This is a genomic window from Alkalibacterium gilvum (assembly GCF_900109085.1).
Classification (GTDB): domain Bacteria; phylum Bacillota; class Bacilli; order Lactobacillales; family Carnobacteriaceae_A; genus Alkalibacterium; species Alkalibacterium gilvum.
The window spans coordinates 1-10,820 of the sequence record NZ_FNYW01000049.1; the positions used below are offsets into that span (position 1 = coordinate 1).

At 36.0% G+C, this 10,820-nt stretch carries 10 protein-coding genes and 2 pseudogenes; 1 reads left to right on the forward strand and 11 read right to left on the reverse strand.

The features are described 5' to 3' along the window. The 7 genes from BMX83_RS09575 to BMX83_RS09605 form a co-directional block, all read right to left on the reverse strand. The coding region (locus BMX83_RS09575; RefSeq protein WP_177170546.1) for a transposase at positions 1 to 327 on the reverse strand (327 nt) is incomplete at its 3' end. 98 nt (positions 328 to 425) lie between these two features. Continuing rightward, a complete protein-coding gene (locus BMX83_RS09580; RefSeq protein ID WP_091636471.1) occupies positions 426 to 1,130 on the reverse strand; it encodes a hypothetical protein in 705 nt (234 codons plus the stop codon). A gap of 115 nt (positions 1,131 to 1,245) precedes the next feature. Continuing rightward, on the reverse strand, positions 1,246 to 1,923 hold the full coding sequence (locus tag BMX83_RS09585; protein WP_177170569.1) for a bifunctional hydroxymethylpyrimidine kinase/phosphomethylpyrimidine kinase: 678 nt from the start codon (positions 1,921 to 1,923) through the stop codon (positions 1,246 to 1,248). A 158-nt stretch (positions 1,924 to 2,081) separates the two neighbouring features. After that, entirely contained in the window at positions 2,082 to 3,428 is a 1,347-nt protein-coding gene (locus BMX83_RS09590) for a D-serine ammonia-lyase (protein ID WP_091636476.1), read from the reverse strand. Between the two features lie 21 nt (positions 3,429 to 3,449). After that, complete coding sequence (gene serS / locus BMX83_RS09595; protein ID WP_091636478.1) at positions 3,450 to 4,727, reverse strand: serine--tRNA ligase; 1,278 nt, start codon at positions 4,725 to 4,727, stop codon at positions 3,450 to 3,452. A 37-nt stretch (positions 4,728 to 4,764) separates the two neighbouring features. After that, positions 4,765 to 5,796, reverse strand: a complete 1,032-nt coding sequence (locus BMX83_RS09600) for a PTS sugar transporter subunit IIC (RefSeq protein WP_091636481.1) — start codon at positions 5,794 to 5,796, stop codon at positions 4,765 to 4,767. A gap of 33 nt (positions 5,797 to 5,829) precedes the next feature. Next, entirely contained in the window at positions 5,830 to 6,189 is a 360-nt protein-coding gene (locus BMX83_RS09605; RefSeq protein ID WP_091636484.1) for a RidA family protein, read from the reverse strand. A gap of 296 nt (positions 6,190 to 6,485) precedes the next feature. Between BMX83_RS09605 and BMX83_RS09610 the strand changes: the two genes are divergently transcribed. Beyond that, a complete protein-coding gene (locus BMX83_RS09610) occupies positions 6,486 to 7,154 on the forward strand; it encodes a helix-turn-helix transcriptional regulator (RefSeq protein WP_091636487.1) in 669 nt (222 codons plus the stop codon). A gap of 348 nt (positions 7,155 to 7,502) precedes the next feature. On the opposite strand, the pseudogene BMX83_RS09615 reads toward BMX83_RS09610, so the two are convergent. From BMX83_RS09615 to BMX83_RS09630, 4 genes and pseudogenes are all read right to left on the reverse strand, one after another. After that, positions 7,503 to 8,822, reverse strand: a pseudogene (locus BMX83_RS09615) (IS1380 family transposase). Positions 8,823 to 8,996: 174 nt separating this feature from the next. Continuing rightward, entirely contained in the window at positions 8,997 to 10,058 is a 1,062-nt protein-coding gene (gene allD / locus BMX83_RS09620) for an ureidoglycolate dehydrogenase (RefSeq protein ID WP_091636490.1), read from the reverse strand. A 33-nt stretch (positions 10,059 to 10,091) separates the two neighbouring features. Then, positions 10,092 to 10,484: pseudogene (locus BMX83_RS09625) on the reverse strand (cupin domain-containing protein); the annotation flags it as partial. 11 nt (positions 10,485 to 10,495) lie between these two features. After that, positions 10,496 to 10,820: IS30 family transposase (locus BMX83_RS09630; protein WP_143059528.1), on the reverse strand; the 325-nt coding region annotated here is incomplete at its 5' end.

Here is a 10,820-nt window from a genome sequence, read left to right on the forward strand (position 1 = left end):
TGAAATTGACGATTGTGAGGCTAATTGTTTTCTGCCTAACACCATTTGAAAGACTGGATCCTGTCGTAACAGATTAGCTGACGAGTCTGCCGAATAACCAGCAATCAGTTGCATAATGAGCTGTTCTAATATCGCTAAATTATCATGCGTGTAGTAAGCACGGTTATCTTTAATGTCCAGAAGTGATTTTGCCAAATCAGAAAACTTGAAGGTATCCATTACTTCTTTAACTAAGACTAAACCCGAATCACTCGATAAACGACCACCTGTATGCGAAATGATGATGTTTGAATTGAATTTTACCTGGTTTTTGTGTAAGCTAATCATGAAGAGAACTCCTTTCTTATGGTTGGTTTAGACACCTTTACCATATCAGAATGGGGTTCTTTTTTCATCACTTAACAGGTGAAAATGAAAAAGTAAATTTAAGCTGCCGTTAGGCAGTTGGCACATGTTTCAACGAAAAGTATGAATTGTTCAGGTTGAATGTTGTATTGTAAGCCATCGTCTGTTTCATACTGCACGTAACCTCCAATTTCCCAACCAACTTCAGCTACAGAAGAATTATTTGAACCTTTTTCTTCTGTATAATCTGTATTCTCACTGCTGTAAATATCATTATCCTCAGCATCTATTTCTTTGCCATCTTCATCGATAAATTTGCGTTTCGCTTCAGCAACTATTGTATCTGTTCTAGGACTTATCCAATATAGTGCTGTTTCTTCAGTGTCTTCTTCATAAGTATACGTATATTGTAACAAAGTAAGTTTATCAATCTCCAAAGATTTTTCTGCTTGCTCAATTACATAGTCATGTTCTGCAGAAAGTTCTGGATCTAAATCTCCTAATATTGCAAGTGCTGCTTCATTTCTATAAACTAAAGCTTCCAATTCTTCATATACGAATTCCGAACTCCATTTCTTTAATGGCTCACCTAACTGTTCATAAACTTTTTCTACAGAATCACCAATTTCAATGTCTTTTAAATCATCAAATTTTAAATCTTTAGTTTCATATACCTTTTCCGATGATTCTTGACTTGCTGTTGCTTCAGTATCTTGTATGTCTTCACCACTACAGCCGAACAATATGAGAGAACTAATACCAATAAATGTAATAAACTTTTTCATCTATCCACTTCCTCTTTTTATCTTTTATTGTCGAAATATACTTAATTTTCCATATAATTCGCAAATTTATCTGCAGTATCTCTTTTAGTACTTGAAACAACGTGTGTGTAAATATTCATGTTATTAATGAAGTAAATATATCTCCGGTACCTCCTACCTCTACAGGTACATAATCAATTTTCACTCGAAAAATAGATTCTTCTTCAGAATAGCCATAGACATAATATTCATCCTCAATCTTTACTGATGTAATGATTGCAGACTTAACTCCCTTATCTTTAGCTTTCTCTAACCAAGATACTAGTTGAGTATGATTTAATTCATCTGTACATGGATAGTCTCTTCCAACTATTAAACAAAATTCCGTGAGGTTAGGGATTATTAGATCAGCTTCTAAAGCCATTAATCTTGAGGCTTCTACTAAATCGTTTGATAATCCTGGGTAGATTTCTCCGTTCTCTCCCATTATCGGATCTGAAATGATGAAGGGTTTTCTATCATGGTAATTGATAATTTCTTTAACAATCTCCACCTGCTGAGGATTCATAAGAATCCCCGTAGTAATTGTATCAAACTGAAAATCTAATTCTTTCCAAGTATTCTTATTATCTTTCATAAAATCTGTTAATTCTTTTACAACTACCTTACCGTAATCAAAATTATTAGATATTACAGCGGTCGGTAAATAAGAGACATCTGCCTCCATTATATTCAATATTGGGATCATCGTGGATAATGCAACCTTTCCCACACCTACAAAATCTGATACTAATAAAACCTTGTTTTCTCTCATGTTTTTTCTCTTTCTCTTAAGCTCAATCATCATTTTAAATAATTTTTAAAACAAAAACTCCCACCTTAGATGAGTATAATTATTTTACTACTCATTATAGTGGGAGCTTTGTTAATATACTTTCACAGAATTCTTCTTAAAAATCACGTTACCTGTAATTATAAACCGGCACCTTCATTGTAAAACTCTTGCATATCTTCTTCTGGAACCATACTTCCACCAGTTGCCCATGATATATGAGTCGCATTCTTCATTTTATCTGCTAAGCCATTTTCTTTCAAGTAAGCTTGTCCTTCTTTTGACTTAAATAAGTATGCTGGACCAGGTAGACCCGCTACTGCAGCTGGTTCTAACGGAATACTTTCAATATCAATTAGTCGAGTTAAAAAACGTTTTGCTTCTGACTCTTGTAATGTGTATCCTCCATCAAAGAAATCACTCATTAATTTTGAGACAAAGCCAGATGTGCGTGGAACTGCTAGTCCATCCATATTTGTTTTGCCATCTATATCAAAGTCATAAACTGAAACATCATCATATTTCTTTGTTTCAAGTCCTAAAAGCATTGATGGAATATGTGCTGGCTCTGCAAAGAAACAGTGAACATTATCACCATAGGCATGCTTCAAGCCAAAAGTAATTCCGCCTGGGCTTCCGCCAATTCCACAAGGTAAGTAGAGAAATAATGGGTTATCTTCGTCTACAATAATACCTTCTTTGTCAAGCTGCTCTTTCAAACGGCTTCCTGCAACAGTATAACCTAAGAACAAATCAGTTGAGTGTTCGTCATCAACAAAATAAGATTTAGGATTTGCTTCTGATTCTTTTCGACCATTTTCAACTGCTAATGTAAAGTCTGTATCATGCTCAATCACATTTACACCATGAGATCTAAGTAGGTCTTTCTTCCACTGCTTTGCCTCTAAGGACATATGCACAACTACTTCAAATCCAAGTTTAGCACCCATGATTCCAGCACTAATTCCTAAGTTTCCAGTTGTACCCACGGTAATATTATACTCTGCAAAAAATTGCTTGAACTCATCACTTGCAAAGATTTCATAGTTTACATCTTTACTCTCTAAAACACCTTCTCGTAATGCTAATGTTTCAGCATACTTCAAAACTTCGTAGATTGCCCCTCTAGCCTTAATTGTTCCAGCTATTGGTAATGTATCATCTCTTTTCAAGAGTAACGATCCATCGATTGTTACATTATAGTGATCTTCTAACTCTTTTTTGAAATCTGAAATATCAGAGATTGGTGATTCAATAATTCCATTTGTACTTTCTGTTTCCGGGAAAGCTTTTTCTATGAATGGTGCAAAACGTGCTAAGCGATCTTCTGCATCTTTAACATCTGCATGTGAAAACATTGCTGTTTTATCTGCAACTTCAAAACTTGGCTTGTCTTCATTAATCCAAAACACATTCTTAAAATCCATTAGGTCTTTAATTACCGCATTTTCAAAGTTAATTTTTGTTGCTTTTACATCTGTATTCATCAATTTAAAGCTCCTCTTTTTTTATTTGATATATTCTAAGTTGTCCATATATGGTCTAAGAACTGTTGGTACTTTTATACTGCCATCTTCTTGTTGATAATTTTCTATTATCGCTGCTACTGCACGTCCAACAGCTAATCCTGATCCGTTTAAGGTGTGAATATAGTCTACTTTTCCAGACTCATCTCGATATCTTATGTTCGCTCTTCTTGCTTGGAAGTCTAAACAGTTCGAACAAGATGATATTTCTCTATACGTATTTTGAGCTGGGAACCATACTTCTAAATCATATGTTTTAGATGCTGAGAATCCCATATCTCCTGTACTCAATGTCACTGTTTGATACGGAAGTTCTAAAAGTTCTAAAATATGTTCTGCATTTTCTCTCATTTTTTCTAACTCATCAAATGAATTTTCTGGCAAAGCATATTTAACCATTTCAACTTTATGGAACTGATGCATACGGATTAAACCACGTGTATCTCTCCCAGCACTACCAGCTTCAGATCTGAAGCATGGACTTAGTGCCGTAAAGTACGTTGGGATTTCCTCTAGTGGTATGATTTCATCTGCATAGTAGTTTGTTAAAGGTACCTCGGAAGTAGGTATTAATACTAAGTCTTCCCCTTCAATACTATAAACATCTTCTTTGAACTTTGGATATTGTCCAGTTCCAAACATACTTTGTTCTTTCACTAGGTAAGGAGGAATAACTTCCGTATAACCATGTTCTTTCGTCTGTACTTCTAACATAAAGTTATAAACTGCTCGCTCTAACTGTGCACCTAGTCCTTTAATATAGACAAATCTTGGCCCTGACACCTTGGACCCGCGTTCAAAATCCAAAATCCCAAGGTTTGTTCCTACTTCGTAATGAGGTAAAGGAGTGAACTCAAATTTAGGTGTCTCCCCTTTTTGATGTAAAAGTGTATTATCATCTTCACTCTCTCCATATGGTACACTTTCATGTGCAATATTAGGAATCACTGCTGCTAAATCATGATAATCCTTTTCTATCTGTCGTGTTTCTTTTTCTAACTGAACGATTTGTTCACTGTCTTTTTTAGTTTCTTCTATTAATTTCTCTGCTTCTGTATCCATTTTTTTCTTTTTAAACTCTTGTATTGATGAACTTGCTTTATTTCTTTGGTGGCGAAGCGCTTCCAATTGTTCTAAAGAGGTTCTTCGCGCCTGATCTAATTCGATTAGACTGGTGATTGACACTTCGTCAACCCCTCGATCTGATAAGTTCTTCACATAAAATTCTTTGTTTTCTCTGATTTTTTTAATATCTAACATTAATCATCCTCCTCTTTATTTTTACGTCATCCAAAGTTTAAATATTTTTCAAACCTATGTTACGTACCTGATCAGCTGTCACAATATCATAATCTGCAAAGATGTAAGAACCTAAATATCCGGTAGCAATACTTACTAGCATAGCTCCTGCTGCTGCAATTAACACTTGACCAGCCGGATTGTAAGCAAACATAACTGCAAACCCTGCTATTGGTGTGGCTGTTCCAGGTGTATTGTTAACTAACCCCATTAATGAGATAATTAAACCACTTGACGCTCCACCGATAAAGTTCGTTACGTAAACTGGTATTGGATTGGCTGATATAATGTCCGTTTGAGTTAAAGGTTCAATCGCAACTGAGATTGTATCTTTTTTGTCACCAAATTTCATCTTACTAAACAATACGTAGTTCATAAATGATGAGCCAAAGACTGCTAATGCACCGATTGCCATTGGTGTCCCTGTTAATCCTAACAGGGCTGTCAGAGCCATTGAACTTAATGGTGCTGTAGCTACTACTGTTAAAACTCCTCCTAAAACTACACCCATAATCACTGGACTAGAATCTGCTGTAGAAACAAGTATTTCTCCTATTTGTAGTAATGTGGCATCAACCATTGGAGAACTGGCTACGGCTATCAATCGAGATAATGGTGCTGCTATCAAAATAATCACAATTAAGTCCAATCCATCTGGAATTTTTTCCTCAAGCCATTGAACAACAAAGGAAATAAGATATCCAGCTATAAACCCAGGTAATATTCCCATACCTGCTACTGAAAGACCTACTAATACTGCATAAACCGGAGCAACCCCTAATGCTAATGGCACTAGAATTGCTGCGGCTACACCACCAGCACTTCCATTCGCTGCACCAACCTCGCCTAGAAATTCTATACCAACGAGGTCTCCTAAAAATGCTGAGTGAAATGCTTCTACTAAGAAGCTGGCACATGCTGCACTAGCTAATGCACCCATAGTTTTAGATCCTTGAGGGGCTCTGTAGTTGAATATAGTAAAGAATGCTAACACTGCAAATAACAATACTATTCCTAAAATAACATCCATTATTTTCTCCTGACTATTTTTTATTTTTATGATTTATGATTTTATTGCAATTGCTTCAATTTCTATTAAAGCATCTTTTGGTAATCTTGCTGCTTCAAATGTTGAACGACTTGGATATGGTTGATCAAAAACTTCTTCAAAAACCTCATTCACTTCATTAAAATCTTCTAAATCATCTACCAAAACAGTTAACTTAACAATGTCATTCAAGGTCAAACCTTCACCTTCTAAAATTGTTTGAATATTTGATAATGATCGGGCACACTGATCCTTAAATCCTTCTTCAAGTAATCCTGTATGAGGATTAATAGGTAATTGTCCTGAGATAAACAGTAAATCACCTGCCCAACGATATAATGAATAAGGCCCTACACTTTTTAATTCTGCTACCAATTCACAACCTCCTTCTCTTAATAGTTTTTAATTTGTTTTGAATATAATAACATGCTGATAAAAAGTTATTATAAAACCCAACAAAAATTATCTCTGTTTATGCATAAAACACTAGATATATTTGATTACACGATTATTGTAACCCTTTTCAGCCACCGCGTCAATAACTTTTTCTCATTATGATCAAAAGTTATTTTTTTTATTGATAATTTAGTCTCACACTTGTGGTATAATAGGGCTCAAGCATATAACAATTAATTATTATATTAATAAAAAGATTAAGAGGATGATGTTTTATGTCAAAAAACTGGATTGAAAATTATCAAAGATTAGTTCGATTCTTAGGACAAGCATTAGGTGAGAATCATGAAATAGTTCTTCACGTCCTTGAAGAAGATTATTCATATATCGGTGAAATAGTAAATAGTCACATTAGTAATCGTTCGGAAGGGGGTCCGCTTACAAACTTAGCTTTAGAAAAAATAAAGCAGGAAGATTATAAAGTAAATGATAGTATCTTAAACTACAAGGTTGTCGTGAAAGATGACAAAGTTATACAAGGGTCTACTTTTTATATTAAAGATGATGATGATAACTTATTAGGATTACTCTGTATTAACTCTGATTTCTCGAAACATAAAAATATTGCAAAAGATTTATTATCACTAATCAATATTGATATCGATCACTTCCTTAACGAAGGAGAAGAACACACAGGAAATCATGAAGTTGAAATCTTGTCTGCTGATATCGAGGAAATTATACAAGAAGTAATTGATCCTGTATTACTTGACCCTAGGGTGACCCTAACTAAAGATACTCGTCTAGAAATAGTTAGAACTCTTGAGCAAAAAGGAATTTTTCAATTAAAAGGAGCGATTGTAAAAGTTGCTAATTTACTTAAAGTGACAGGACCCAGTGTCTATCGCTACTTACAAGAAATTAACGGATCTGAATCTAACTAAAAAAACACTTACCTACACTTTCAACTGATGTGCCCCCCTAAAAGTTAGAGTAATTAATCTAATTTTTAGGGAGCTATTTTTATGTCGAAATATTCATATCAATTTAAATTGAAAATCGTACTAGAATATTTAAATGGAAAACTAGGATACAACCTGAATAATTCATACCTCTAATTTCAGAGGCTGTTTTATCAATGTTGTTATATTTTCTTTATCGTTTTCCATTTTCTATCCTAATTATTTATTTTTTTCGGTCTACTTAATTTTTTTGAGACTTTTCACTTTTTGAACTCAAATTTTAGGCGCACTTCTCCCTGGGCCATTTAAACTTTTTAAAAATCAGGTTCTTTAAATGTACTGCCGAATCCTTTGGATTTTCCTGAATACGGCATAAAACTCTCGCTGATAAACATGAGAAATCGATAGTTTTAAATACATTTGTCTTGCAGTGCTGACTAGTTTTCCAGCCACTTTGAATAGACGGAAACGGATTGTGTCCACTTGGAGTCCTTTCGATTTTGGCTTAAAACACAAGGTGCGTAAGAAGTTAACCAGATTGTACGCCAACAGGCTAATCATCATGCGGGCCTCGTTTTCAATGAATCTGGGACTATCTGTTTTATCAAAGAAGAAGCTGTTTTTGGCTTCTTTAATGTAGTTTTCCATGCTACCGCGTTTATTGTAGGTTTCAAATACTCTTTTAGCTGAGATGTTTTCTGAGAAATTCGTGACTATAAAGGAATGCTTAAAAAGGAGTTCGCCTACTTCTCGAGTTGAACGAATACACACTCGACGCGGTTTGAACCATGAAGCTGCTTGGTAGGAAACCGAATGATAATAGACTTCTTTTTCATCCCAAGGATGATGGTTATCATAGAACACAAACTCTTCCGCTAAACGATATAAATTCCTATTGGCCTTTAGCCGAATGACATACTGATTTTCGTATAAGTCGCATAAATCATAAACATCCGGTGTCGCGAAACCACTGTCTCCACGAACGAGAATATCAGTGGTTGGAATCGGTTGGTTATAATGTTCCAATAACGGTTCAAGAAATTCTTTGACCCCGTTGGAAGTGTATTGATTTCCTGATCGAAGCTTGGCTTTTAAAAAGTCGCCAGTCAAGCCGTCAAATGCCACTAAAGGATGGTAGCCATTCGTTCCATAATGGGCGTTGTAAGCAGTTTGTTCTTGATGACCGAAGGTATCCGAATGGGTAGAGTCTAAATCGATAATCATGTTTGTATCGTTACGAACCAAACGGGCTTTGTCAATTAAATCCTGGTTGAGTACTTGGAGCGTCAGAATTGTTTCGACCACTACACGATCATAGAATCGAGAAATGGATGATTGAGAAGCCAACGGCTCATCAGTTTATAACGTCTGTAATACCGGATCATGCTGTAGAATATTTGCAGCAGAGTCGGTGTTATAACCGGCTACAATTTGCAGTACTAACTGTTTTAAAAGCTTATGATTCGTATGCGTCCAATATTTTCGACTGTCGTTAAATCGAACAATCTTTTTAGAGAGCGGAGTAAATTGGAAAGCATCCATTAATTCATCGATTAAAATCAAACCAGAATCACTTGATAAACGACCACCATCATGAGAATCGATTAAGTTATTGTTGAATTTCACTGCATTTTCTTGTAAAGTAACCATTGAGAGAACCCCTTTCTATGGTTGTTTGTAGTGAATTAACCATATCAGAAAGTGGTTCTTTTTCCATCACCTAATGGGTGATGAAGTAAGTTGCTTTAAATACTATTAAATCAATGTTTAAAAACAATATTAGTAAAACTATGAATTATTCAGGTACTATATATAATTTTTTAGTTAATCTGCAAAAGGACTCGAGTGACCATATTTATCAAAATGAACGGTATCACTTTTCAGATAATCATAAATATCCTGAACGACTGGAATTCCTTTGTCTTGATTTTCTTTTCTCTTAATCAAGGATAATTCACCTGGATACAGTACACGGTCGAAGCCAGCTGCCGGCTTGGTTTCATTAAGTTCATTCATGCTTTGATCCACGTGCTCTTTGAACATATCAATATTTGTGAAGCGGCTAGGATCGATCAAAATAAACAAGTGCCCCAGTTCTCTTCCTTTTGATAAATCATTGTACATCGAGGAAACATGTTTCCCAAACGGTAAGCCAAGCAGGATACCTGACATCATATCAACCATCATCATAAGACCATATCCTTTTGGACCTGCGACTGGTAATAAGCCTTTGACAGCATGCGGATCAGTTGTTGGTTCGCCTTCGCCATCCACTGCCCAGGTATTTGGAATTTCAACGTTTTTAGATCTGGCATCCAATACTTTCCCCCAGACCTGTACTGTCGTGGCCATATCAAAAACGACCGGTTCTTTATCTTTTCTAGGAGCTCCAAAACCGATCGGGTTCGTACCATAATAAGGTTCTGATCCGCCAAAAGGAACAACCATCGGATCAGACTGACACAAGGATATAGCAATTAAATCTTCTTTCGCTGCTTTTTCGACGTAATAGCCCATCGTCCCCGTATGGCTGGTTTGTCTGACGCCAACTGCAGCGATACCAGAATGTTTGGCTAGTGAAATCGCTTCTTTCAAGGCTTCATTCGCCACAACCTGTCCCATACCATTGTCGCCGTGGAAAATCCCCGTACTCTCACCGGTTTTTTCAAATTTAAATGAAGGTTCAGTGTTTATTCCACCTTTAGCAATGCGTTCTGAGTAATAATCCACTCTTACTGCGCCATGAGAATGGATTCCATTCGTATCTGCATGAGTCAAATGAGTTGCAACTTCTTCAGCGTGTGCTTCCTTAAGCCCAGCTTTAGCTATTTTTTCTTTGATTAAGGTGTGTAATTCTTCCTGACTTGCTCTAACTTCTTTAGTCATTCATTTGGCTCCTCTATAAGTAGTTTAATTGTTTTAGATTTCTGGATCACGGTTGCTGTCTTTCGAATAAAGATAGCTGAGAGGCTCCCCTCTTCCCACTGCGTAGGCTGCTTGTTGGACATAGGCACTCATAAAGATATAATCCCCTTTTTCGACCATCAGCCATTCATTATCCAAATTATACGCCCCTTTTCCTGTTAAAAGGTAAGCACCGTGCTCTTGGAAATGCGTTTCGATGTAGCCATGAGAGGCTCCGGGTTCAAATGAAAGAATGTGGAAATTCATATCAAAGGCCATATCATCTACTGGTAATAAATTCTGAAGTTTAACATCAGTCATACCCTCATAATCTATTTTGTCCAGATCATTCACGTTTCCAGTTATAGTATAAGCTTCATGGCCTTCTAATGGCTGATATCTTTTTTTATTTTAGTTTGTCAACTTAAGCTAGACAACTTCCAATCTGGTACGTGTTCCAAAAATACTTCAACGGGTGTTTTATAGTCTAACGATTTTCTAGGAATCTTGTTTCTCTTGTTAGCTACTGACGAGGCAAAGGCTTGGTTAATCGTGTTGAAATCCATCTGTTTCAATAAACCGTCGCGACGGAGTAAGCCATTGGACTGTTCATTTAAACCACGTTGAGACGGACACCCTGGGTCTGCAAAGAAAATAGACACATCATGCTGGTTACTAATACTTTTCCAATTCGAAAACTCTTTGCCACAGTCAAAGGTAATTGACTTAAAGAGATGTGATGGG